Raw genomic sequence first — 24,660 nt, 5'->3', positions numbered from 1 at the left:
TAATCAAGTCACTCGAATCACACAACGGCTGCAACCAAGAATAGTGAAGCCGAAGAGCAATTACACATAAATCAGGCATAGAGCATGGCACGCATCTTTCAACCGAAAAAGAAAACCCAACTCAATACTCGGCACCAAGCAGTGCAAGTAGAGCGTTTAGATCACCACGGCGCAGGCATTGCTTACCTCAAAAAGAAGCCATTGTTTATTGATGGAGCACTGCCGGGTGAGGAGGTGGTCACTCAATTGGTGGAAGAAAAGAGCAAATACGCTCGCGGTAAGTTGATTAAAATCCTTAAGCCGAGTGAAGCTCGTGTGGAGCCATTTTGCCCACATTATCATGAGTGCGGTGGCTGTGATTTGCAGCATCTAGATTATGACCAACAATTGACGTACAAACAGCAAACGTTGCGTCAGCTAATGCGAAAATTTTCAGGCAGTGACATTGAACTAGATGCCCCGTTATTGGGATATTCGCAGGCCTACCGTCGCCGTGCGAGAGTGAGCTTGTTTGTTGATAAAAAAAACCGTCAGCTACATTTTGGTTTCCGTAAAAAGCAGAGTAAGCAAATTGCGCAAGTGACCGATTGCCCAGTGCTGGCACCGGAACTGAATGTTTTGCTGCCAGAGATTTACTCAGCCCTAAAAGCGTTCAAAAAGCCTGAACAATTGGGTCATGTAGAGCTGGTACTTGGTGATAATGGGCCGTGTATTACGCTGCGCCACTTGAGCGCTCTGACAACGAGTGAAACTCAATCTCTAACGGAGTTGGCAAAACGTCATGGCGCATCGTTGTACTTAATGCCATCGACAGAACAATTAGACCTTATCGAAGGCGATATGCCTTTTTATCAAGAAGTTGGAGTGAAAATCCCTTTTGCACCAAATAACTTTATTCAAGTAAATCAAGGTGTAAACCAACAAATGGTCAAACAAGCGGTTGAGTGGTTAGACCCACAAAAGAGTGACCGAGTGTTAGATTTGTTCTGTGGTTTAGGCAACTTTAGTTTACCAGTTGCGAAATTAGCTAAGTACGTGGTTGGAGTAGAGGGTGTTGCAGAGATGGTAGAAAAAGCCACAAACAATGCATCTTTGAACCAAATCAATAACGCGCAATTTTATCACGCTAACCTTGAGCAAGATTTTGAAGGCCAAGCCTGGGCCGCAGAGCGGTTTGATAAAGTATTATTAGACCCGGCACGCGCGGGAGCGAGTGGGATCATCGATCAAGTTTCTGAGCTTGGCGCACAGCGTGTAGTTTATGTTTCTTGTAATCCTGCTACCCTTGCTAGGGATAGTCAAAGCTTGATAGAGCAAGGCTATAAATTAACTAAATTAGGTATGCTGGATATGTTCCCTCATACCAGTCATCTAGAATCGATGGCATTGTTTGAAAAGTCCTAACTTTAGGACTTTGACCCCTTATTTGTGGTGGGTGGTCATAAAGCCAGCGTGTACGCGCGGTAAAAAGAACTAACCTGGACGGTGTTAGTCAAACCACACGAATATAATAATTAGGATGATGAGATGGTTGCGGTAAGAAGCGCGCATTTAAACCAAGATGAACAGTTTGAACTCGAAAACTGGGTGGCTAGCCTAGGACAAGAGAAAAACACAGCCTCACGCTTAATCGAAGTATATCGAGATTGCCAGACGGTATTAGCTGATAACGAGCAAGCGGAGCTGTTGTTGTGGCGTGGACGAGAAATGATCGAAATTTTAATCACCTTGTCTATGGATCAAGCCACTTTAGTGGCTGCTCAACTGTTTCCTTTGGTTTCAAGTGGTGCTTTTAACAGAGAAATTCTGGAAGAGAAATACAGCAAAGAAATCATAAAATTAATCGACGGCGTTGAAGAAATGGCTGCTATTGGCCAACTCAACGTCAACATGGAAGGCAGTGCAGCGTCATCTCAGGTAGATAACGTACGCCGTATGCTGCTTGCCATGGTGGATGACTTCCGCTGCGTAGTTATCAAGCTCGCGGAACGAATTTGTAACCTTATTGAAGTTAAAAAAGCGCCAGATGAAGTTCGACGTGCGGCGGCAAAAGAGTGTGCCAACATCTATGCGCCGCTAGCAAACCGATTAGGCATCGGTCAGCTGAAATGGGAAATTGAAGATTACGCTTTCCGCTACCAACAACCGGAAACTTACAAACAAATTGCCAAACAGCTTTCTGAGCGACGCATCGTTCGTGAACAGTACATCAAAGACTTTGTTGAAGACCTCACGCACGAAATGGAAGTGTCGGGCATCAATGCCGAAGTGAGTGGTCGACCTAAGCACATCTACAGCATTTGGCGAAAAATGCAGAAAAAGAGTTTGGCCTTTGATGAGCTGTTTGATGTGCGAGCAGTGCGTATCATCGCGGACAAACTGCAAGATTGTTACGCGGCTTTAGGCGTAGTTCACACCAAATACAAGCACCTACCGAGCGAGTTTGATGACTACGTTGCTAACCCTAAACCAAACGGTTATCAATCGATCCACACCGTAATTCTAGGGCCAGAAGGCAAAACCATCGAGATCCAGATTCGTACCAAGCAAATGCATGAAGAGTCGGAGCTGGGTGTTGCCGCGCACTGGAAATATAAAGAAGGGGCAAGCAGCCGAAGCGGTTATGATGAGAAGATCACGTGGCTGCGTAAGCTACTGGATTGGCAAGAAGAAATGTCTGACTCTGGCGAAATGCTCGATGAGCTGCGTAGCCAAGTCTTTGATGACCGTGTTTATGCCTTTACACCACGTGGTGATGTTGTCGATTTGCCAATGGGGGCAACGCCGCTAGATTTTGCCTATCACATTCACTCCGAAGTGGGACACCGTTGTATCGGTGCCAAAGTCGGAGGTCGTATTGTGCCGTTCACGCATAAATTACATATGGGTGACCAAGTCGAGATTATCACTCAGAAAGAACCTAACCCATCACGTGACTGGTTAAACCCATCATTAGGCTTCGTTCATTCTGGTCGTGCGCGTGCCAAAATTAACGCCTGGTTCCGAAAACAAAGCCGTGAGAAGAACCTTGAAGCAGGTCGTGAAATCCTTGAGCATGAGTTAGCCAAAATTGGCGCAACGTTAAAAGATGCAGAGCATTACGCCCTCAAGCGGTTTAACGTCAAAACACCAGATGAATTGTATGTTGGTGTAGGTAGCGGTGATTTGCGCATCAACCAAATCATTAACCATATTAACGCGTTAGTTAACAAGCCAACGGCAGAGGAAGAAGACCAGCAAGCACTGGAAAAACTGCAAGAAGCTGAGCATAAATCACCCGCGCAAAGCCGACCGAAAAAAGACGCAGTTGTAGTAGAAGGCGTCGATAACCTAATGACACATCTAGCACGTTGCTGTCAGCCAATTCCAGGTGACGATATCTCTGGTTACATAACGCAAGGTCGTGGGATTTCAGTACACCGTAGTGACTGTGAACAGCTAGAAGAACTGCGCCATCATGCGCCAGAGCGCATCATCGATACAGTCTGGGGCAGCGGCTTTGTGGGGTCATACATCCTCACCGTGCGTGTTGAAGCGATGGAGCGAGGTGGTCTACTCAAAGACATTACGACACTGTTCGCCAACGAAAAGATCAAAGTGACCAGTATGAAGAACCGAGTCGATTACAGACGTCAACTTGCCATCATGGACTTTGACCTAGAAGTCACCAATATTGAGGTGCTTTCTCGTGTTTCGAAGCGTGTTGAGCAGATTAAGGATGTGATGACGGTGAAACGCCTCGGCTAAAATTCTCGTCATACTTGAAGCTGATAGCGTTGTTGCCTGCGCTCACTCCGGAGTGCCGGCCCAGGCTCATCACATAGGCGAGCTATGCTCAGGAGTCGCGAAAACTTGTTGCCTTGTCAAAGTAACAATTACTTAGTGAAAGCTGCTGAGAAAATATAATGTAGAAGGTGAGTGGTTTTGGCCGCTCACCTTTTTCTTTAGTAGAAAGGTTTAAAGGAACAAAAAATGAGTCATCCAATTGAACAGTTAGAACAAATCATGGCGAAGTTGCGTGACCCAGAAAACGGTTGCCCTTGGGACTTAAAACAAACCTTTGACACCATCGTTCCGCATACAATAGAAGAAACCTACGAGGTGGTGGACGCGATTCAAAATCGAGATTGGCCCAATCTAAAAGAAGAGCTAGGGGATTTGTTGTTTCAGGTGATTTTTTACAGTCAGCTAGCGAAAGAGCAAGAGCTGTTCGACTTTTCGGATGTCGTCGAAACCGTGAACGAAAAACTGACTCGTCGCCACCCGCATGTTTTTTCAGATGTTGAGTTTGAATCTGACGAGGAAATTAACGCGAACTGGGAAGCGGAAAAAGCAAAAGAAAAAGCCCTAGTAGGCAAAGCGGAAGAAAGTATCCTAGACTCAATACCAAACTCTTTACCGGCACTTTCTCGTGCTATAAAAATTCAGAAAAAATGTGCAAAATTTGGGTTTGATTGGGATTCACTTGGCCCGGTTGTCGATAAAGTACGAGAAGAAATTGACGAAGTCATGGAAGAGGCACTGCAAGTTCAGCCCGATGAAGAGAAAGTTGAGTTGGAACTCGGTGATTTGCTATTTGCGACTGTCAATTTGGCTCGCCACCTTGATAAAAACCCAGAAGTCGCGCTAGGAAAAGCAAACGTAAAGTTTGCGCGACGTTTTAAACAAGTTGAAGGCAAGGTCCAGCAGTTAGGCAAAGTACTCACAGATTGTTCTTTATCAGAACTCGACCATTTTTGGGATGAAGTAAAACAAGAAGAATCGAGGCAGAGGTAAACTGGCAGAATACATAATATAAGGTCAGCTTGTTTGGTTACACGAAAACGGACTTTGGTTTGTCTTTGCTCACTTTGATTTGAAGCAAAAAATAAAAAATTACGGTGTGATAGATTTCACGTTGTGGCGGTAAGGAGCTTCTGGTATATTTATCTCCCGTCCAGAAGCACTCCATTTCCCTCATTCAACCAATTTCAGGTTAAACATGACGACAAATTACATTTTTGTTACTGGCGGGGTTGTATCCTCTCTAGGTAAAGGTATTGCAGCAGCATCTCTTGCGGCTATTCTAGAAGCTCGTGGTCTTAAAGTGACTATGATGAAGCTTGACCCTTACATCAACGTTGACCCGGGCACAATGAGCCCTACTCAGCACGGTGAAGTGTTCGTTACAGAAGATGGCGCAGAGACTGACCTTGACCTTGGTCACTACGAGCGTTTCATCCGTACCAAGATGACCAAGCGTAACAACTTCACTGCAGGTCGTGTTTATGCCGACGTACTTCGTAAAGAACGTCGTGGTGACTACCTAGGCGCAACTATTCAAGTTATCCCTCATATCACTAACGCAATCAAAGATCGCGTTATTGCAGGTTCTGAAGGCCATGATGTGGCTATCGTTGAAGTTGGCGGTACTGTTGGTGATATCGAATCGCTACCATTTATGGAAGCGATTCGTCAGCTAGCTGTTGAGCTAGGCCGTGAGCGCGCAATGTTCATGCACCTAACACTTGTTCCTTACCTAGCGGCAGCGGGCGAAGTGAAAACTAAGCCGACGCAACACTCTGTAAAAGAACTTCTATCTATCGGTATTCAGCCAGATATCCTAGTTTGCCGTAGCGATCGCGTTATTCCTGCGAATGAGCGTAAAAAAATCGCACTGTTCTGTAATGTTCCAGAAAAAGCAGTAATTTCAATGAAGGATGTAGACTCTATCTACAAGATCCCTCAGTTGATTAAATCTCAAGGTCTAGATGACCTTGTGTGTGCTCGCTTTGGTATTACTGCTCCGGAAGCAGACCTTTCTGAATGGGAACAGGTTATCTACGAAGAAGCAAATCCTACTGGTGAAGTAACCATCGGTATGGTTGGTAAATACATTGAATTACCAGATGCATACAAATCTGTGAACGAAGCGCTTAAACACGCTGGCTTGAAAAACCGTCTAAGCGTCACAATTAAGTATGTAGACTCACAAGATATCGAAACAAAAGGCGTTGAACTTCTAGAAGGTTTGGACGCGATCCTAGTACCAGGTGGCTTCGGCGATCGTGGTATTGAAGGTAAGATCCGTGCGGCTCAATATGCACGTGAAAATAACGTGCCTTACCTGGGTATTTGTTTGGGTATGCAAGTTGCACTAATCGAATACGCGCGTAACGTTGCGGGTATGGAAGGTGCACATTCAACAGAATTTAACAAAGAGACGAAGTACCCTGTGGTAGGTTTGATCACAGAGTGGGTAGACGAATCAGGTAGCGTAGAAGAGCGTACTGAAAAGTCTGACCTAGGCGGTACGATGCGTCTTGGTTCACAGCTGTGTCACCTAGAGAAAGGGACTAAAGCTCGTGAACTGTACGGTAGCGCGACGATCCATGAACGTCACCGTCACCGTTACGAAGTGAATAACGTGCTTCGTCCGCAAATCGAAAAAGCAGGCCTAAAAGTATCAGGTCTATCTGCGGACAAGAAGTTAGTGGAAATGATTGAGAACCCAGCTCACCCATGGTTTGTAGCGGCTCAGTTCCACCCAGAATTCACCTCGACTCCTCGCGATGGACATCCATTGTTTGCAGGTTTTGTTAAGGCTGCGGGCCAAAACGCACGCGGCGAATTCGAGAAGTAAAAGGATACGGGCGGCGGCGAAGGTTGTGCTGCTGCCCTTTAAGATTGACATTTATATTTGAAACGAGAGGAAACATTAATGTCTAAGATCGTTAAAGTTCTAGGTCGTGAAATCATCGACTCACGTGGTAACCCAACTGTAGAAGCTGAAGTACACCTAGAAGGCGGTTTCGTAGGTATGGCGGCAGCTCCATCTGGCGCATCTACTGGTTCTCGCGAAGCTCTTGAGCTACGTGACGGTGACAAAGCACGTTTCCTAGGTAAAGGTGTTCTTAAAGCAGTTGAAGCTGTAAACGGCCCAATCGCTGAAGCTCTAGTTGGCAAAGACGCTAAAGACCAAGCTGCAATCGACGCAGTAATGATCGAACTAGACGGCACTGAAAACAAATCTAAATTCGGTGCTAACGCTATCCTAGCTGTTTCTCTAGCAAACGCTAAAGCTGCTGCTGCTGCGAAAGGCATGCCTCTATACGAGCACATCGCTGAGCTAAACGGCACTGCAGGTCAGTTCTCTATGCCTCTACCAATGATGAACATCATCAACGGTGGTGAGCACGCAGACAACAACGTTGACATCCAAGAGTTCATGATCCAACCAGTTGGCGCTAAGACTCTTAAAGAAGGTCTACGTATCGGTGCAGAAGTATTCCACAACCTAGCTAAAGTTCTTAAGTCTAAAGGCTACAGCACTGCAGTTGGTGATGAAGGTGGTTTCGCTCCTAACCTTAAATCTAACGCTGAAGCTCTAGAAGTTATCGCAGAAGCTGTTGCAGCTGCTGGTTACGAACTAGGTAAAGACGTTACTCTAGCTATGGACTGTGCTGCATCTGAGTTCTTCGACAAAGAAGCTGGCATCTACAACATGAAAGGCGAAGGTAAAACTTTCACTTCTGAAGAGTTCAACCACTACCTAGCTGAGCTAGCTAACCAATTCCCAATCGTTTCTATCGAAGACGGTCTAGACGAGTCTGACTGGGATGGCTTCAAGCACCAAACAGAACTACTAGGTGACAAGCTTCAACTAGTAGGTGACGATCTATTCGTTACTAACACTAAGATCCTTGCTGAAGGTATCGAGAAAGGCGTAGCTAACTCTATCCTTATCAAGTTCAACCAAATCGGTTCTCTAACTGAGACTCTAGCTGCAATCAAGATGGCTAAAGACGCAGGTTACACAGCAGTAATCTCTCACCGTTCTGGCGAAACTGAAGATGCAACTATCGCTGACCTAGCGGTAGGTACAGCAGCAGGTCAAATCAAAACTGGTTCTATGAGCCGTTCTGACCGTGTTGCTAAGTACAACCAGCTAATCCGTATCGAGGAAGCACTAGGTGATCGCGCTCCTTTCAACGGTCTTAAAGAAGTTAAAGGTCAAGCTTAATTCTTAATTGAATTAACCGCTTAACTTAAAGCTTTTGAAAACGCCTCGCACTTGCGGGGCGTTTTTTATATGACGGAAGCTCTAAGTGAGCGCGCTCCTCCATGTTTCAAGGAAGCGGTCTCAAAGAAGTTAAAGGTCAGGCTTAATTCTTATTGAGTAAAGTTTCGCTAAATAGCTTTTTGAAACCATCGCTACGGCGGTTTTTTGTATTTATAGGTTTGTATTTTTGGCTCTTACTTTGGTCATGGGTAAGGAGCGCTTCCTATGAGCTTGTTTCATTTTGCTGCTTATTTCTTGTAAGGAGCGTGTGAGTCTCCCTTTCTCCCCTAGAGGCAACCTCGCATTTATGCTATATATGTCACCTTATCTAATTCCTTCCGGTACAGAATGTTAGCAGCGATATGCGAATCTTTGTTATAGCCCTTACGCTACTGTTTGGCTTGCTTCAATACACTCTATGGTTTGGTAAAAACGGAGTGTCTGACTACTACACAGTAAAAGATGAAATTGAAGTTCAGCAACAAGTGAACAGCAAGCTACAAGCTCGCAACAATGAAATGTTCGCTGAGATTGATGACTTAAGGCAAGGTCTTGATGCGATTGAAGAACGTGCGCGTCATGAGCTCGGTTTAGTTAAAGATGGCGAGACTTTTTACCGCATTATAGGTGAGGAAAACCATTAAAATGTTGGATATGAACTCATCGCATATCGCAATTGTGCCAGCTGCGGGTGTGGGTAGCAGAATGAAGGCAGATCGCCCTAAGCAATATTTATTGATCGAAGGTAAAGCGGTACTGGAACATACCGTAGAGAAACTGCTTTCCCACCCAAATATTTCTAAGGTTGTCGTTGCCATTACTGACGGCGACCCATATTACCCAGAATTGTCCATTGCTAAGCACCCAGATGTGATTCGTGTAGCTGGTGGTAAAGAAAGAGCAGACTCTGTGTTATCAGGGCTAAACTATGTCAATGAGCATCTGGAAAGCGAGTGGGTATTAGTCCACGACGCTGCGAGGCCATGTGTATTAACATCCGACATTGACCGTTTGATTGATGTTTGCTGCGCCCACTCAACGGGTGGCATTCTCGCATCTCCTGTGAGAGATACAATGAAGCGAGCAAACGCAGTACAAGATATCGATCATACGGTAGATAGAGAAGCATTGTGGCATGCACTTACTCCACAAATGTTTAAAACTCAGCAGCTTACTCAAGCACTGGCTGACGCATTAGAACAGGGTGTAACCATTACCGATGAAGCCTCGGCTTTGGAATGGTTAGGCGAGAAGCCAGCCTTAGTTCAAGGGAATGCGAACAATATAAAAATCACTCAGCCAGAAGATCTTGCGTTAGCCGAGTTTTATCTAAGCCGTGAGCGCGGCGAATAAAGAAAGGATAGAAAATGATTCGAATTGGTCATGGTTTCGATGTACATAAATTCGGTGGTGAAGGCCCAGTCATTATTGGTGGTGTAGCAATCCCTTATGAGCAAGGTTTGATTGCTCACTCAGATGGCGATGTAGCGTTGCATGCGTTAACGGATGCTCTGCTGGGCGCGATTGCTGCCGGCGATATTGGTCGTCATTTCCCAGATACGGATGATAAATGGAAAGGCGCAAACAGTCGTGAATTACTGAAAGACGTTTACCGTCGAGTTAAAGAGCAAGGCTACCGTCTTGGCAATGCTGATGTAACCATCATGGCACAAGCGCCTAAAATGGCACCACACATTGACGCAATGTGTGCGGCGATAGCCGAAGACCTAGAAACCGACATTAGTAACATTAACGTAAAAGCGACGACGACAGAACGTCTCGGTTTTACTGGACGCAAAGAAGGCATTGCAACGGAAGCCGTTGTACTTCTGTTTAAGCAATAACTAGCAATTTGCTCCTCTAAGCTGTGATATCAGCGGAAACACATCATGTCAGACATTTTATCTTCATTGGCTTACCTAACGGGTAAGCCAGTTGCATCGGCAAAAATTAAAGCGCAGCCAGAGCATTTTCAGGTTCGCGAAGATTTAGGTTTTGCCTTTACGGGCGAAGGCGAGCACTTAATGGTTCGTATCCGTAAAACGGGCGAGAACACCAGCTTCGTTGCTAACGAGTTAGCAAAAGCCTGTGGTGTTAAGTCGAAAGACGTTAGCTGGGCGGGTCTTAAAGACCGTCATGCGGTGACGGAACAGTGGTTAAGTGTCCATTTACCAAAAGGTGAAACGCCAGATTTTTCAGCGTTTTTGGCTCAATACCCAAGTATCGAAATCCTTGCAACAGATCGTCACAATAAAAAACTGCGTCCTGGTGACCTAGTAGGGAACGAGTTCGTGGTTACTTTGTCTGAAGTGACAGATATAGCGGATGTAGAGCAACGTCTTGAAAAAGTGAAACAAGTTGGCGTGCCAAACTACTTTGGTAGTCAGCGTTTTGGTAACGATGGCAACAACCTTGAAGAAGCACGTCGATGGGGACGCGAAAACGTTCGTACCCGCAATCAAAACAAGCGAAGCATGTATTTATCAGCGGCTCGTTCGTGGATTTTCAACCGCATCGTTTCAGCTCGTCTAGAGAATGGTGTGTTTGATAAGTTCATTGATGGTGACATTGCACAGACGAATTCTGGCACTCAGTTGATTGATGCAAACAACATCACTGATTTGCAAGTGCAATTTGCACAAGGTGAAGCGGCAATTACCGCTGCGCTTGCTGGCGATAATGCACTGCCTACTCAAGCCGAGGCTCTGGCATTAGAGCAACCGTTTTTAGACGAAGAGCCTGACCTCATGGCGCTGATTCGTGGTAATCGCATGCGCCACGATCGTCGCGATATTGCGCTGAAGCCAAAAGATTTAGCTTGGACGGTTGAAGGTTACAACATTACGCTGACTTTCTCACTGGATGCGGGATCTTTTGCGACCTCTATTGTTCGTGAGTTAGTTAATGAGGTTGAAGTAGAAAGAGAATACTAATGGAACAGGATTCACGAAACCCGAAGCCCTTAAGAGTCTTAATCAGCAATGATGATGGTGTTCATGCACAAGGGATTCATGCCCTCGCTGATGAGTTGAAAGATATCGCCGAAGTGACCATTGTCGCACCTGATCGAAATCGTTCAGGTGCTTCGAATTCACTCACATTAGAACAACCATTACGCGTGACTGAAATTGCCCCAAATATCTACTCAGTGCAAGGCACGCCCACGGATTGTGTGCATTTCGCGCTGAATGAGCTAATGAAAGATGATTTGCCTGATCTTGTTCTGTCAGGAATCAACCATGGCGCTAATTTGGGTGATGATGTTCTTTATTCTGGAACAGTAGCAGCCGCCATGGAAGGTCATTTCCTTGGCGTTCAGTCGGTGGCTTTTTCACTAGTGGGTAAGCGACATTTCGAATCCGCCGCTAAAATTGCACGTCAAATTGTACAACAGCATTTAGCGTCGCCGATTCCAACGAATCGTCTACTGAACGTAAACGTGCCTGACTTACCATCAGAGAATTTAGGTGAAATTGAAGTTACGCGTTTAGGTGCACGTCATCACGCAGAGAATATGATCAAGCAGAAAGATCCGAGAGGCCATGACATTTATTGGTTAGGGCCACCAGGAAAGGAGCAAGATGCAGGAGAGGGCACGGACTTTTATGCAATTGAGCATGGCCGAGTTTCAATGACGCCTCTGCAAGTTGATCTCACCGCTCACGAGTCGCTGCGTGCTATGGATAGTTGGTTAAAGGAAGAGAAGTAATGAGTAACCCACATGCTGACAGGTTGATAGCGTTTCTTATCTCCAGTGGCATCAAAGACCAAAGAGTTCTGGATGCTATCCAACGCTTGCCACGAGAAAGCTTTGTTTCTCAAGCGATGATGCACCAAGCCTATGATAACAATGCGTTACCAATTGGTCAGGGACAAACTATTTCTCAGCCTTATATCGTTGCTCGTATGACCGAGTTGCTTGAGCTAGAATCGGCGAGTCGTGTTCTGGAAATCGGAACGGGATCGGGTTATCAAACTGCGGTACTGGCGCAAATTGTTGATCATGTATACTCCGTTGAGCGAATTAAATCGTTGCAATGGGAAGCAAAGCGTCGCCTGAAGCAATTGGATATTTACAATGTTTCAACTAAGCATGCTGATGGGTGGCAGGGCTGGGAAGCGAGAGGTCCTTTCGATGCTATCATTGTTACCGCTGCCGCTGAAGTGATTCCCCAAGCTCTTCTCTCACAATTAAGAGATGGCGGCAAAATGGTCATTCCTGTTGGAGATACGGAACAACAGTTATTAAAAATAGAGCGTAAGGGAGACGAATATCTCTCTACCGTTGTAGAAATGGTTCGGTTCGTACCTCTGGTTGCGGGTGATTTAGCTTAAGGGTTAGGGATAGGTGAATAAGTTACTACGTCATATTGGTATTAGCTTTGTGTTTGCTGCAGGACTAGTTGGTTGTGCAGCGCATTCCCCTGCACCTGTCTCTAGCCTAAAAAAAGACTATTCAAGCCTTGAAAGAGGGAGTTACAGAGGGAGTTATTATGAGGTAAAAAAAGGCGATACACTTTACTTCATAGCTTATGTCACAGATAAAGATGTAAATGATCTTGTTCGTTACAATGAGTTAACTCAGCCTTACACTATCTACCCAGGACAGAGGCTAAAACTTTGGGCTCCGAAATATGTCGCCCCTAAATATGGTCAAAAAGTTGAACCCGTTGTGGCTCCTGTTGTTACGACACCCCCAGCTCCAGTGACGAAAACATCAACAGCCTCTAAACCTAAACCTTCGAGTAAAAACTCTAGTCAAAAACCTACAGAGACTAAGCCTAAAGTCGTACAAAAACAGCCTCCAAAGAAGGTTGAACAATCGAAAACAAAGGAGTATGTTGGTTCAAAAGACAACCAAAAAGTGAAGCAAAAAGCGCCAACTACCACAGTAAAGAGTGATAAAGTCTCAAAGTGGTTGTGGCCAACAAAAGGGAGAGTAATCAAGAACTTTTCGGCGGGAGAACAGGGAAATAAAGGTATCGACATCGCAGGACAGCGTGGTCAACCTATCGTTTCAACCGCAGCCGGCACAGTCGTTTATTCAGGCAATGCGCTACGAGGTTATGGCAACTTAATTATAGTAAAGCATAACGACAATTATTTAAGCGCATACGCACATAATGACAAACTGCTGGTCACAGAAGGACAAAGCGTAAAAAGCGGACAAAAAATCGCCACCATGGGTAGTTCAGGTGCAAAGTCGGTCAAACTACACTTTGAAATTCGCTATCAAGGTAAATCAGTGAATCCAAAACGCTATTTGCCTTAAAACTTTGAAAAACAACTTGCGACATCATTTAGCGACATATTGAGTTGTCATGTCTTGCTAACTCGCCAGGGGGAGGCGTTATGAGTATCAGCAACACAGTAACCAAAGTTGAAGAGTTTGCATTTGACAATGCGTCAGTGAAGACCATTGATAACGAGCTCGAAAGATCATCATCCACAGAAAGCAAAGCGACTGCGCGTGAAGAATTTGACGCGAGCAGTAAAAGCTTAGATGCAACTCAGTTGTATTTGGGCGAAATTGGCTTCTCACCTTTACTTACTGCCGAAGAAGAAGTGCTTTACGCAAGACGCGCCCTACGTGGCGACGAAGCGGCACGCAAACGCATGATCGAAAGTAACCTACGTTTGGTTGTTAAGATTTCTCGTCGATACAGTAACCGTGGTCTAGCACTACTCGATCTGATTGAAGAAGGTAACCTCGGCTTGATCCGAGCGGTCGAAAAATTCGACCCAGAACGTGGTTTCCGTTTCTCTACTTACGCAACATGGTGGATCAGACAAACGATAGAGCGAGCGTTGATGAACCAAACTCGCACGATCCGTCTACCTATCCATGTAGTGAAAGAGCTGAACATTTATCTGCGTACTGCGCGTGAACTTTCTCAAAAGCTCGATCACGAACCGACCGCAGAAGAAATTGCTGCTCAATTAGATATTCCAGTCGAAGACGTAAGCAAAATGCTACGCCTTAATGAGCGTATTAGCTCTGTCGACACGCCAATCGGTGGTGACGGTGAGAAAGCGCTGCTGGATATTATTCCTGATGCAAACAACTCTGATCCAGAAGTTTCGACTCAAGATGACGACATCAAATCATCGTTGATTCATTGGTTAGAAGAGTTGAATCCGAAACAGAAAGAAGTGCTTGCACGTCGCTTCGGCCTACTAGGCTACGAGCCTTCGACGCTGGAAGAAGTTGGTCGAGAGATTGGTCTGACACGTGAGCGAGTACGTCAAATACAAGTGGAAGGTTTACGTCGTCTTCGTGAAGTCCTAATCAAACAAGGTTTGAATATGGAAAACTTGTTTAACGTAGAAGACGATTAAATAATCCGTATTTCACTAGATACACAAAAGGCTATGGTTCCCCATAGCCTTTTTTCTTTTTTTCTCGTTGGTGTGAGTCTGCTTACAGCATCTTCTTCAAGCGATACAGCTCTTCAAGAGCTTGGCGTGGCGTTAAGTCGTCAGGATCAATACCTGACAGAGCTTGTTCGACCTCGCTAGGCTCTGGAATCAGGCTCAACTGGTTAGCCACATCTACTGCACTTGGACGTGGTGTGTCACTGTTTTGCCCCAGTTGCTCTAGCTGAGATAGCTTGTTACGCGCATTTTTGATGACCGTTTTTGGTACGCCTGCTAAGCCCGCAACAGCCAGGCCGTAAGACTTACTTGCCGCACCTTCTTGAACTGCGTGCATAAAGGCAATGCTGTCTCCATGTTCTACGGCATCCAAGTGAACGTTCGCTAAGTTTGGCAGCTGGCTTGGTAACTCTGTTAATTCGAAGTAGTGGGTTGCAAATAGGGTCATCGCACCAATTTGTGTTGCGAGCCATTCCGCACTTGCCCAAGCTAAAGACAGACCGTCGTAAGTACTAGTACCACGTCCGATTTCATCCATTAGCACCAAACTATTCTTAGTTGCGTTGTGAAGAATATTGGCTGTTTCGGTCATTTCTACCATGAAGGTCGAGCGGCCAGATGCAAGATCATCTGACGCACCAATACGAGTAAATATACGATCTAAAGAACCAATCTGTGCGGATTCTGCCGGTACATAAGAGCCGATATGTGCCATCAATGCAATCAGCGCAGTTTGACGCATGTAGGTTGATTTACCACCCATGTTTGGACCGGTGATGATCAACATCTTACGGGCTGGGTTAAGCTCAATTGGGTTCGCGATGAACGGCTCTGTTGTTACTTGTTCTACGACTGGATGACGACCAGCTTGAATGTGAATTCCTGCGTCTTTCACAAGCGTTGGGCGGCAGTAATCTAACGAATCTGCACGCTCTGCTAGGTTTTGTAATACATCCAGTTGAGACAGAGCAGAAGCTAGGTTTTGCAGCTTCTCAAGGTTTGGCATCAATAGATCAAACAGTTCTTCCCACAACTGTTTCTCAAGTGCTAACGCTTTAGATTTCGAGTTAAGTACTTTGTCTTCGTGTTCCTTAAGCTCTGGAATGATGTAGCGTTCAGCGTTTTTGAGTGTTTGGCGACGTACATAATGCGGTGGAACCAAATGGCTCTGGCCACGGCTTACTTGGATAAAGAAGCCATGAACGTTGTTATAGCCTACTTTAAGCGTATCGATACCGTGTCGTTCACGCTCATCTCGCTCAAGCTGCTCAAGATATTCTGTTGCACCATCTGCTAATTTTCGCCATTCATCGAGCTCCGCATTGTAGCCTTCAGCGATGACGCCACCATCACGAATAACAACCGGCGGATTTTCTTTAATCGCGCGCTCTAACAGGTCACATACTTCGTCAATCGGAGCTGCATACTTCGCCAATTTCGTTAGATACGGATGGGTCAAAGAAGCGGTGACAGATTCTAGCTCTGGTAGCTGTTGCATGGCATTGCGAAGTCTAGCCATATCGCGAGGGCGAGCAGAGCGTAATGCAAGGCGCGCTAAGATACGTTCAATATCACCAATTTGCTTTAACGTTGGTTGAAGATCGGCAAACAGAGCTTGTTCTTTAATCTCACCAATCGCATCAAGGCGATTGTTTAACGTTTCAATGCAACGCATAGGCTGATGCAACCAACGCTTCAGCATTCGGCTGCCCATCGGAGTAGCACAATGGTCGAGTACTGCAGCGAGCGTGTTATCGGTTCCGCCTGCTAGATTTTGAGTAATTTCCAGATTACGTCGGGTAGCAGCATCAAGGATGACGGATTGATCCTGATGATCAAACGTTAAAGAGCGAATATGAGGTAAAGCCGTACGTTGAGTATCTTTTACGTACTGGATCAGACAACCAGCAGCACATAACCCTAAGGACGCATGTTCTACACCAAAACCAACCAGATCTTTTGTGCCAAATTGTTGATTGAGTTGTTGCTTAGCCGTATCAAGCTCAAACTCCCAGACTGGGCGACGACGGTTACCATTGCGGCTCGCCATTAAATGTACAGGTTCAAAATCTTCTGGGAACAGTAGCTCACGTGGTGCGGTACGTTGAAGCTCGGCTGTCATCGCTTCTTCAGTTTCTGGTTCTGTCAGTTGGAAGCGACCAGAGGTGACATCCAGCGTCGCATAACCGAACTTACCGTTGTGATGGTAAATTGCTGCGATTAAGTTATCGACACGCTCAGAAAGCAGTGCTTCATCCGTCACAGTACCTGGTGTCACGATACGCACAACTTTACGTTCTACCGGGCCCTTGCTGGTGGCCGGATCGCCAATCTGTTCACAGATCGCCACAGACTCACCAAGCTGAACAAGTTTTGCCAGGTAGCCCTCTACGGCGTGAAATGGCACACCCGCCATTGGGATTGGTTCACCTGCAGACGCACCACGTTTGGTCAATGAAATATCAAGAAGCTGAGAAGCTCGCTTGGCATCATCGTAAAAGAGTTCGTAGAAATCGCCCATGCGGTAGAACAGCAAAATCTCTGGGTTCTCAGCTTTTAGCTTGAGGTATTGCTGCATCATCGGAGTGTGTTTTTGTTCAGCTTTCACAGGTAAGTTCTTTTGTTTATTTCCGTAGCGGCTTAGGATACGTGAATCCCTATCAAGTAAAAAGAGACAAAGGGCATTTTGGCTATGGAAAAAACAACAAAATTGAGTGCCGATTTAGGCGCATTATTGGCTAAACACGGGCATGTTTTAACAACCGCAGAATCATGCACAGGTGGTGGTGTTGCAACCGCCATTACTGACATTGCTGGTAGTTCAGCGTGGCTTGACCGTGCGTTCGTCACCTACAGTAATGAAGCGAAAATGGAGATGCTTGGTGTGCAAGCTTCAACGTTAGAAGCGCATGGTGCAGTGAGTGAGCCAGTTGTGATTGAAATGGTACAGGGTGCAATTAAAAACTCAAATGCCACCATCGGTGTATCCATCAGTGGTATTGCAGGGCCGGGTGGTGGCAGTGAAGAGAAACCAGTCGGTATGGTCTGCTTTGCTTTTGCTGATAACCAAAGTTGGCAGCAAGTAGAAACCATGCATTTCTCTGGTGACCGTGCAGAAGTTCGCAAAAAAGCGGTCGAGCACGCGTTGACTCAATTGTATCAACATCTGCTCTAGAATTTCTTAACTTGTTTTAGCCCAGCATTGATAAGGGCTAGAGCAAATCATGACTTTAGGTCAGCCAAATTTTTTTCATACAGGTATGGACACTGTATGAATCAACAGTATAATAACTTTCATTGCTGAGCAGTTCTTCTGCTTAAGAAAAATGAATTACTATTCGTCGCCCAAAGAAGATGAATAAATCGGAGAAAGTAATGGACGAGAACAAACAGAAAGCGCTCGCCGCTGCGCTAGGTCAAATTGAAAAGCAATTCGGTAAAGGCTCTATCATGCGCCTTGGTGATAACCGCGCAATGGACGTAGAAACCATCTCAACGGGTTCTCTTTCTCTTGATATCGCTTTGGGTGCTGGTGGTCTACCAATGGGTCGTATCGTAGAAATCTACGGCCCAGAATCTTCAGGTAAAACAACATTAACGCTTGAGCTTATTGCTGCTGCGCAACGTGAAGGCAAAACGTGTGCGTTTATCGATGCAGAGCACGCTCTAGATCCTGTATACGCGAAGAAACTTGGCGTTGATATCGATGCATTGCTAGTTTCTCAGCCAGACACAGGTGAGCAAGCGCTAGAGATCTGTGACGCACTTGCACGTTCTGGTGCTATCGATGTTATGGTTGTCGACTCTGTCGCAGCACTAACACCGAAAGCAGAAATCGAAGGCGAAATGGGCGATAGCCACATGGGTCTGCAAGCACGTATGCTTTCTCAAGCAATGCGTAAGCTAACGGGTAACCTAAAGCAGTCTAACTGTATGTGTATCTTCATCAACCAAATCCGTATGAAGATTGGTGTGATGTTTGGTAACCCAGAAACAACAACAGGTGGTAACGCACTTAAGTTCTACGCTTCTGTTCGTCTAGATATCCGTCGTACTGGCGCAATCAAAGAAGGTGACGAAGTCGTAGGTAACGAAACGCGCATCAAAGTTGTTAAGAATAAGATTGCAGCACCATTTAAAGAAGCAAACACACAAATCATGTACGGCCAAGGCTTTAACCGCGAAGGTGAACTTGTCGATCTAGGTGTGAAGCACAAGTTAGTTGAAAAAGCCGGTGCTTGGTATAGCTACAATGGCGATAAGATTGGTCAAGGTAAAGCTAATGCATGTAACTACCTGCGTGAGCACCCTGAAGTGGCTAAAACTATCGATACAAAACTGCGTGAAATGTTGCTAGCGCCAGCACTTGCGGAAGCGCCTGAAGCTGGTGAAGCGCCAGAGCAAGCTGAAGAGTTTTAATCTCTCATAGATTAATAAATGACAAAGCCCTGCAATGCGGGGCTTTGTTGTATCTATTGAAATCAAAAATCGAATTATCACAAAGGCCATTGAGAGCCTGTACAGCAAAAATACTTTTAGGATCATCATGTACCAAAAACGCCAGGCGCCAACATTATCGAGCAAAGAGGCTGCTATACAATTGCTTAGCCGTCGCGATCATGGTCAGTATGAGCTTTACCAAAAATTATCGATGAAGGGCTATGAAGAATCAGACATCGACATCGCAATTAATTTTTGCCTAGACCATAACTATTTAGATGATTTACGTTACGCGAAGAGTCAAATTAGACAGCATGTATACAAAGGACATGGAGAGCGTCGAATTCGTCAAGAGTTAAACCAGAAGCGTGTTGCGGAATCGGTGATTGAGCAAGCTATGGCTGAAGAGCCGCAAGATTGGTTTGAGCTGGCTAAACAGGCGGCAGAAAAGAAATTCAAAGGTATTAAAGCCAAAGACCAAAAAGAGTACGCAAAACAAGTTCGTTTTCTGCAGTATCGCGGCTACAGTTTTGACCAAATCAGCTACGCGCTGAACTTTGAGGACGAAGATTAACGGTCAGTCGTCCGCACTGATTTTTGTTTTGCTTCAAATTTTTTCTCCTACTCCCTCTTTTCCTCAAGAAAACTAGTCTCAGCTGTTTGCATGATCTACAATACGGCAAAATTCTAACTCGACTATTTTCAGGAAGAGCTGCATGTACATGAGCACTGATGAGGTTCGTAACGCGTTCCTCAAGTTCTTTGAGAGCAAAGGACACCAAATCGTAGAAAGTTCATCGTTAGTTCCACATAACGACCCAACCCTGCTGTTCACAAACGCAGGTATGAACCAATTTAAAGATTGTTTCTTAGGCTTAGAAAAACGAGCCTACACTCGAGCGACTACGGCTCAGCGTTGCGTACGTGCTGGTGGTAAACATAACGACCTAGAAAATGTTGGCTTTACTGCTCGTCACCACACATTCTTTGAAATGTTAGGCAACTTCAGCTTTGGCGATTACTTCAAAGAAGATGCGATCTCCTTTGCTTGGGAATTCCTAACCGAAGTTCTTAAACTGCCAGCGGATCGTTTATTGGTAACTGTTTACGAAACCGATGACGAAGCGTTTGACATCTGGAACAAGAAAGTTGGCGTACCCGCTGATCGTATTGTTCGCATTGGTGATAAAGAAGGCGGCAAGCCGTACGAGTCTGATAACTTCTGGCAAATGGGCGACACTGGCCCTTGTGGTCCATGTACTGAAATCTTCTACGATCACGGTGAGCACATCTGGGGTGGCCGTCCTGGCACGCCTGAAGAAGATGGTGACCGTTTCATCGAGATCTGGAACAACGTATTCATGCAGTTCAACCGTCACGCAGACGGCACTATGGAACCGCTACCAAAACCATCGGTAGATACTGGTATGGGTATCGAGCGTATCTCTGCAATCATGCAGGGCGTTCACTCAAACTACGAAATCGATGTATTCCAAGCTCTTATCAAAGCAGCAGCAGAAGTGATCGGTTACGAAGACCTATCAAACCAATCACTACGCGTTATCGCTGACCACATCCGTTCATGTTCATTCCTGATCGTGGATGGTGTTATGCCTTCAAACGAAGGTCGAGGTTACGTATTACGCCGTATCATCCGTCGTGCAGTTCGTCACGGTAACAAGCTGGGCGCACAAGGTGCATTCTTCCACAAGTTGGTTGGCGTTCTAGCTGACATCATGGGTACGGCTGGTGAAGAGCTGAAGCGTCAACAAGCTGTGGTTGAAAAAGTACTGCGTATCGAAGAAGAAAACTTTGGTCGTACACTTGAGCGCGGTATGGCGATTCTAAACGAAGCACTAGATAACCTAGACGGTAAAGTACTAGACGGCGAAACCGTATTTAAACTTTACGATACTTACGGCTTCCCAGCTGACTTAACTAACGACGTAGCACGTGAGCGTGAGTTCGCAATCGACGAAGAAGGTTTCGAGAAAGCGATGGAAGAGCAGCGTCAACGTGCGCGTGAAGCGGGTAACTTCGGTACTGACTATAACGCAGCAATCAAAGTTGATACGCAAACAGAATTCTGTGGTTACACAGGTACTAAAGGCTCTAGTTCTGTAGCAGCGATGTTCGTTGAAGGCAACGAAGTAGATTCGCTATCTGCGGGCGACAAAGCAATCATCGTACTTGGTGAAACACCATTCTACGCAGAGTCAGGCGGTCAGTGTGGTGACGCTGGTGAAATCCGTACTGAGTCTGGTGTATTCCGCGTTGAGGACACTCAAAAACTAGGTAACGCAATCGCGCACCACGGTGTAATGGCAGAAGGCGTTCTAGCGAAAGGTGATGAAGTAGCAACTATCGTTGACGCAGAGCGTCGCGCAGCTATCTCTCTAAACCACTCAGCAACGCACTTGCTACACGCAGCACTACGCCAAGTTTTAGGTGAGCACGTAACGCAGAAAGGCTCATTGGTGAAGGCAGACAACCTACGTTTCGACTTCTCACACCTAGAAGCCGTAACTGCAGCAGAACTGAAAGAAGTTGAGCGTCTAGTTAACGCGCAAATTCGTCGCAACCACACGATTGAAACCAACGTGATGGACATTGAGTCTGCTAAGAAGAAAGGCGCAATGGCACTGTTTGGTGAGAAGTACGATGACGAAGTACGCGTACTGTCTATGGGTGACTTCTCGACAGAGCTTTGCGGTGGTATTCACGCATCAAGCACAGGTGATATTGGCCTATTCAAAATCACTTCAGAAAGCGGCATTGCTGCAGGTATTCGACGTATTGAGGCGGTAACAGGCGAGGCTGCATTAGACGCGATTGAAGCTCAAAACGCGAAGTATGAAGAGAAACTGGCAGAATCTGCACAGAAAGCAAAAGCGCTAGAGAAAGAAGTGCAGAAGCTAAAAGATAAGATGGCGGCAGCAGAAAGCGCTAACATCATGGGCAAAGCGGTTGAAGTCAATGGTACAAAAGTTCTAGTCGCAGCTCTTGAAGGCGCTGACAGCAAGAACCTACGTACTATGGTTGATGACATCAAGAACCAAATGGGGTCTGGTGTCGTACTGCTTGCTAACGTAACAGGTGACAAGGTTGGCCTGATTGCTGGTGTGACTAAAGATCTAACTGGTAAAGTAAAAGCTGGTGATCTAGTTAAGATGATTGCTGAGCAAGTCGGTGGTAAGGGCGGTGGTCGTCCTGACATGGCTCAAGCTGGTGGTACTGATGTAGCCGCACTACCAGAGGCAATTAAAACAGTTCAGCCTTGGTTAGAAGAGCGCTTATAAGCTTTTAACTACTAAAATTACGCTCAATCAAGTTTCTTTGATTGAGCGTAATTTTTTTTAGCAGCCAAGTGGTTTAATTGACCAAAAGTTAACCGAGTCATTTAGGCTATTTGGTTTTTGTTGTAACTACTGCTTATATAATTTTTCTAAAAGGAAATACTGAAGATGTAAGCAGTTCTAAAGAGACTTCGGTCTTGGGAAGGTGAAGACTGGTGAAAAAGCCCCTTATCGTGCAAAAGTTTGGCGGAACCTCAGTGGGTTCAATTGAAAGAATCCACCAAGTTGCTGAACACATCATTAAGGCGAAAAATGATGGCAATCAAGTTGTTGTTGTCGTGTCTGCAATGTCAGGCGAAACAAACAGACTGATGGACCTCGCTAAACAGATAGATAGCGTGCCTACAGCTCGAGAACTTGATGTTTTGCTCTCTGCTGGTGAGCAAGTGTCAATGGCACTGTTAGCAATGACACTCAATAAATTGGGTCATGCTGCACGCTCGCTTACCGGAGCACAGGCGAATATTGTGACGGATAATCAACACAATGACGCAACGATTAAACACATTGATACTAAGACAATTCTGGGATTGCTTGAGCAAGACCAAATCGTGATTGTTGCAGGCTTTCAAGGTGTGAATGAGAACGGGGATATCACCACATTAGGTCGAGGTGGCTCAGATACGAGCGCAGTGGCACTGGCAGGCGCATTGCGCGCTGATGAGTGTCAAATCTTTACCGACGTTGATGGTATTTATACTTGTGACCCACGTGTAGTGAAAAACGCGCGAAAATTGGCGGTTATCGATTTTCCTTCCATGGAAGCGATGGCAAGCCGAGGCGCGAAAGTATTACATTTACCTTCAGTGCAATTTGCATGGAAGAATAATGTGCCACTGCGCGTGCTTTCGACATTTGATGTTAATGAAGGCAGTCTGGTAAAGGGGGAGTTAGGCAATCAAGCCGTCTCTGGTATAGCCATTCAACGTGACCTTGCCATAATCGAAGTCGATAAAGAACATTTATCTAGTGCTACAAAACAATGTCAGATGTTGGGTATTGACATTTGGAATGTGATCGAGGAAACAGAACGGGCAGGTATCATGATAAAACAAGATGCATGTGCCAAGTTCGATCTGGTGTTCAGCGACAAAATCCGTAATAGTGAAGTGGTAAGCCTGTTGACCGCAGTGGGGCTTGAGGCCAATGGAATGGTAGAGCACGCATGCGATTTGTTGGCAAAGCGAGATATTGAGATCAATTTCAGCGCAACGAATGCACTCACTATGATGCTAGTTTTAGCACCCGAATGTGTGGATACAGCAGCAAACATTCTGCATGATGCTTACATTACGTCTAGTGAAGCATTAAACATTCAACAAAAACATGCCTTTTTAGGCTGATTTTCGCTAACAAGGTAGTTTACGAAAATATAACTTTTGTTGGATAATAGCTTTGTAGCAAGAAAATTTAGAGATTACTCAAGGAGCAAAGAATGCTAATTTTGACTCGCCGCGTAGGCGAAACACTGATGATTGGTGATGAAGTGACTGTAACTGTACTGGGTGTTAAAGGTAACCAAGTGCGTATCGGCGTTAACGCTCCGAAAGAGGTTTCAGTTCACCGTGAAGAAATCTACATGCGCATTCAAGCTGAAAAAGGCAATGGCAACGTTGCTTCAGGTAACTACTAAGTCGCTCCTGTTTACAGAGCTTAGTTTGAATGAAAAAGGCTAACCGAAGGGTTGGCCTTTTTAGTTTTTACTGTTTTTGAAAATTTGCAGAAACTATTGTGTTGAGTATGGCTGTGAATTCATCGAATAATATTGATTCGAACTTCAGAAAGTTATTTGAAAATAAATGTCTTTTTTTCAGAGAAGACTCTCTTTTTTTCATCATAATAGAGTGATAAAGTTCGTTTAATAGTCACTTTGATTAAATCAGCAACGGTTAAGCCAGTTTCGTAGATTTTTTCAAAGAAAGTGTTTGACATATTTTCGGTAAAACGTAATATGTGCCTCCGCAAGACGGTGAGGTGGCCGAGAGGCTGAAGGCGCTCCCCTGCTAAGGGAGTATACGGTTTATCCCGTATCGAGGGTTCGAATCCCTCCTTCACCGCCATTCTTGCAACGTTGATTTATCAACAAAAAGTGCGTCCTTAGCTCAGCTGGATAGAGTACCTGGCTACGAACCAGGCGGTCGGAGGTTCGAATCCTCCAGGACGCGCCATATCTCTTTTGAGATATAACAATGAAAACGGTGAGGTGGCCGAGAGGCTGAAGGCGCTCCCCTGCTAAGGGAGTATACGGTTTATCCCGTATCGAGGGTTCGAATCCCTCCTTCACCGCCATTCATTGACTGGCCCGATGGCCTTTTTTTTGTTTCGTAAGAAATGAATGTGATTTACTTCACAACTTCTTAGCAAGAAGATCTGCGCGTCCTTAGCTCAGCTGGATAGAGTACCTGGCTACGAACCAGGCGGTCGGAGGTTCGAATCCTCCAGGACGCG

The 24,660-nt window shown here is 45.5% G+C and carries 20 protein-coding genes and 4 tRNA genes; 23 read left to right on the top strand and 1 reads right to left on the bottom strand.

The genetic code is table 11. The annotated features are described in order from the left end of the window. Window positions 1-84: 84 nt before the first annotated feature. The 13 genes from rlmD to rpoS all read left to right on the top strand — a co-directional run bounded on the left by rlmD (window position 85) and on the right by rpoS (window position 14,380). Window positions 85-1,404 (top strand): 23S rRNA (uracil(1939)-C(5))-methyltransferase RlmD, encoded by a 1,320-nt coding sequence (rlmD, locus tag R7O13_RS17000; protein ID WP_213964540.1) that lies wholly within the window; start codon window positions 85-87, stop codon window positions 1,402-1,404. Window positions 1,405-1,527: 123 nt separating this feature from the next. Continuing rightward, entirely contained in the window at window positions 1,528-3,747 is a 2,220-nt protein-coding gene (gene relA / locus R7O13_RS16995; protein ID WP_005380915.1) for a GTP diphosphokinase, read from the top strand. 225 nt (window positions 3,748-3,972) lie between these two features. Then, window positions 3,973-4,776 (top strand): nucleoside triphosphate pyrophosphohydrolase, encoded by an 804-nt coding sequence (gene mazG / locus R7O13_RS16990; RefSeq protein ID WP_318304313.1) that lies wholly within the window; start codon window positions 3,973-3,975, stop codon window positions 4,774-4,776. Window positions 4,777-4,981: 205 nt separating this feature from the next. After that, window positions 4,982-6,622, top strand: coding sequence for a CTP synthase (locus R7O13_RS16985; protein ID WP_021034029.1), 1,641 nt, complete (start codon window positions 4,982-4,984; stop codon window positions 6,620-6,622). A 78-nt stretch (window positions 6,623-6,700) separates the two neighbouring features. After that, on the top strand, window positions 6,701-8,002 hold the full coding sequence (eno, locus tag R7O13_RS16980; RefSeq protein WP_005380909.1) for a phosphopyruvate hydratase: 1,302 nt from the start codon (window positions 6,701-6,703) through the stop codon (window positions 8,000-8,002). A 401-nt stretch (window positions 8,003-8,403) separates the two neighbouring features. After that, a complete protein-coding gene (gene ftsB / locus R7O13_RS16975) occupies window positions 8,404-8,685 on the top strand; it encodes a cell division protein FtsB (protein ID WP_005380907.1) in 282 nt (93 codons plus the stop codon). 1 nt (window position 8,686) lies between these two features. Continuing rightward, window positions 8,687-9,394: a 2-C-methyl-D-erythritol 4-phosphate cytidylyltransferase gene (ispD, locus tag R7O13_RS16970; RefSeq protein WP_017821625.1), complete on the top strand. Its 708-nt coding sequence runs from the start codon at window positions 8,687-8,689 to the stop codon at window positions 9,392-9,394. A 14-nt stretch (window positions 9,395-9,408) separates the two neighbouring features. Next, window positions 9,409-9,885: a 2-C-methyl-D-erythritol 2,4-cyclodiphosphate synthase gene (ispF, locus tag R7O13_RS16965; protein ID WP_005380896.1), complete on the top strand. Its 477-nt coding sequence runs from the start codon at window positions 9,409-9,411 to the stop codon at window positions 9,883-9,885. Window positions 9,886-9,930: 45 nt separating this feature from the next. After that, window positions 9,931-10,974, top strand: coding sequence for a tRNA pseudouridine(13) synthase TruD (gene truD / locus R7O13_RS16960; RefSeq protein WP_318304312.1), 1,044 nt, complete (start codon window positions 9,931-9,933; stop codon window positions 10,972-10,974). Continuing rightward, the gene (gene surE, locus R7O13_RS16955; RefSeq protein ID WP_258484144.1) at window positions 10,974-11,750 is read left to right on the top strand and encodes a 5'/3'-nucleotidase SurE; all 777 of its coding nucleotides are present in this window, start codon (window positions 10,974-10,976) and stop codon (window positions 11,748-11,750) included. Before truD ends, surE begins: the two co-directional genes overlap by 1 nt. Next, window positions 11,750-12,376: a protein-L-isoaspartate(D-aspartate) O-methyltransferase gene (locus R7O13_RS16950; RefSeq protein WP_033907436.1), complete on the top strand. Its 627-nt coding sequence runs from the start codon at window positions 11,750-11,752 to the stop codon at window positions 12,374-12,376. Before surE ends, R7O13_RS16950 begins: the two co-directional genes overlap by 1 nt. Window positions 12,377-12,389: 13 nt before the next feature. Beyond that, window positions 12,390-13,313: a peptidoglycan DD-metalloendopeptidase family protein gene (locus R7O13_RS16945; protein WP_213963129.1), complete on the top strand. Its 924-nt coding sequence runs from the start codon at window positions 12,390-12,392 to the stop codon at window positions 13,311-13,313. 80 nt (window positions 13,314-13,393) lie between these two features. Then, window positions 13,394-14,380, top strand: coding sequence for an RNA polymerase sigma factor RpoS (rpoS, locus tag R7O13_RS16940; RefSeq protein ID WP_005380887.1), 987 nt, complete (start codon window positions 13,394-13,396; stop codon window positions 14,378-14,380). Between the two features lie 82 nt (window positions 14,381-14,462). On the opposite strand, the gene mutS is transcribed toward rpoS, so the two are convergent. After that, window positions 14,463-17,024, bottom strand: coding sequence for a DNA mismatch repair protein MutS (mutS, locus tag R7O13_RS16935; RefSeq protein WP_005380877.1), 2,562 nt, complete (start codon window positions 17,022-17,024; stop codon window positions 14,463-14,465). 84 nt (window positions 17,025-17,108) lie between these two features. Here mutS and pncC point away from each other — a divergent pair, with 84 nt between their 5' ends. From pncC to R7O13_RS16885, 10 genes are all read left to right on the top strand, one after another. Further along, complete coding sequence (gene pncC / locus R7O13_RS16930; protein ID WP_005383794.1) at window positions 17,109-17,591, top strand: nicotinamide-nucleotide amidase; 483 nt, start codon at window positions 17,109-17,111, stop codon at window positions 17,589-17,591. A gap of 200 nt (window positions 17,592-17,791) precedes the next feature. Beyond that, on the top strand, window positions 17,792-18,835 hold the full coding sequence (recA, locus tag R7O13_RS16925) for a recombinase RecA (protein WP_005380874.1): 1,044 nt from the start codon (window positions 17,792-17,794) through the stop codon (window positions 18,833-18,835). A 127-nt stretch (window positions 18,836-18,962) separates the two neighbouring features. Further along, on the top strand, window positions 18,963-19,430 hold the full coding sequence (recX, locus tag R7O13_RS16920; protein WP_005383799.1) for a recombination regulator RecX: 468 nt from the start codon (window positions 18,963-18,965) through the stop codon (window positions 19,428-19,430). Between the two features lie 142 nt (window positions 19,431-19,572). Continuing rightward, complete coding sequence (alaS, locus tag R7O13_RS16915; RefSeq protein WP_005380872.1) at window positions 19,573-22,155, top strand: alanine--tRNA ligase; 2,583 nt, start codon at window positions 19,573-19,575, stop codon at window positions 22,153-22,155. A gap of 212 nt (window positions 22,156-22,367) precedes the next feature. Continuing rightward, window positions 22,368-23,555, top strand: coding sequence for an aspartate kinase (locus tag R7O13_RS16910; protein WP_005383803.1), 1,188 nt, complete (start codon window positions 22,368-22,370; stop codon window positions 23,553-23,555). A gap of 92 nt (window positions 23,556-23,647) precedes the next feature. Further along, on the top strand, window positions 23,648-23,845 hold the full coding sequence (gene csrA, locus R7O13_RS16905; RefSeq protein ID WP_004415691.1) for a carbon storage regulator CsrA: 198 nt from the start codon (window positions 23,648-23,650) through the stop codon (window positions 23,843-23,845). A 335-nt stretch (window positions 23,846-24,180) separates the two neighbouring features. Next, window positions 24,181-24,272, top strand: a tRNA-Ser gene (locus tag R7O13_RS16900). Window positions 24,273-24,303: 31 nt separating this feature from the next. After that, window positions 24,304-24,380 (top strand) — tRNA-Arg (locus R7O13_RS16895). A 29-nt stretch (window positions 24,381-24,409) separates the two neighbouring features. Next, window positions 24,410-24,501: transfer RNA gene (locus R7O13_RS16890), tRNA-Ser, on the top strand. A gap of 85 nt (window positions 24,502-24,586) precedes the next feature. After that, a tRNA-Arg gene (locus R7O13_RS16885) sits at window positions 24,587-24,660 on the top strand.

This window comes from Vibrio sp. Y176 (genome assembly GCF_033438945.1).
The sequence above is the reverse complement of the archived record's forward strand: the minus strand, read 5'-3'. Positions and strand labels throughout refer to the sequence as shown.

Excerpts from the sequence above, each read along its gene's own strand:
- rlmD (WP_213964540.1), top strand. The coding sequence starts at position 85 with ATGGCACGCATCTTTCAACCGAAAAAGAAAACCCAACTCAATACTCGG.
- relA (WP_005380915.1), top strand. The coding sequence starts at position 1,528 with ATGGTTGCGGTAAGAAGCGCGCATTTAAACCAAGATGAACAGTTTGAA.
- mazG (WP_318304313.1), top strand. The coding sequence starts at position 3,973 with ATGAGTCATCCAATTGAACAGTTAGAACAAATCATGGCGAAGTTGCGT.
- R7O13_RS16985 (WP_021034029.1), top strand. The coding sequence starts at position 4,982 with ATGACGACAAATTACATTTTTGTTACTGGCGGGGTTGTATCCTCTCTA.
- eno (WP_005380909.1), top strand. The coding sequence starts at position 6,701 with ATGTCTAAGATCGTTAAAGTTCTAGGTCGTGAAATCATCGACTCACGT.
- ftsB (WP_005380907.1), top strand. The coding sequence starts at position 8,404 with ATGCGAATCTTTGTTATAGCCCTTACGCTACTGTTTGGCTTGCTTCAA.
- ispD (WP_017821625.1), top strand. The coding sequence starts at position 8,687 with ATGTTGGATATGAACTCATCGCATATCGCAATTGTGCCAGCTGCGGGT.
- ispF (WP_005380896.1), top strand. The coding sequence starts at position 9,409 with ATGATTCGAATTGGTCATGGTTTCGATGTACATAAATTCGGTGGTGAA.
- truD (WP_318304312.1), top strand. The coding sequence starts at position 9,931 with ATGTCAGACATTTTATCTTCATTGGCTTACCTAACGGGTAAGCCAGTT.
- surE (WP_258484144.1), top strand. The coding sequence starts at position 10,974 with ATGGAACAGGATTCACGAAACCCGAAGCCCTTAAGAGTCTTAATCAGC.
- R7O13_RS16950 (WP_033907436.1), top strand. The coding sequence starts at position 11,750 with ATGAGTAACCCACATGCTGACAGGTTGATAGCGTTTCTTATCTCCAGT.
- rpoS (WP_005380887.1), top strand. The coding sequence starts at position 13,394 with ATGAGTATCAGCAACACAGTAACCAAAGTTGAAGAGTTTGCATTTGAC.
- pncC (WP_005383794.1), top strand. The coding sequence starts at position 17,109 with ATGGAAAAAACAACAAAATTGAGTGCCGATTTAGGCGCATTATTGGCT.
- recA (WP_005380874.1), top strand. The coding sequence starts at position 17,792 with ATGGACGAGAACAAACAGAAAGCGCTCGCCGCTGCGCTAGGTCAAATT.
- recX (WP_005383799.1), top strand. The coding sequence starts at position 18,963 with ATGTACCAAAAACGCCAGGCGCCAACATTATCGAGCAAAGAGGCTGCT.
- alaS (WP_005380872.1), top strand. The coding sequence starts at position 19,573 with ATGTACATGAGCACTGATGAGGTTCGTAACGCGTTCCTCAAGTTCTTT.
- csrA (WP_004415691.1), top strand. The coding sequence starts at position 23,648 with ATGCTAATTTTGACTCGCCGCGTAGGCGAAACACTGATGATTGGTGAT.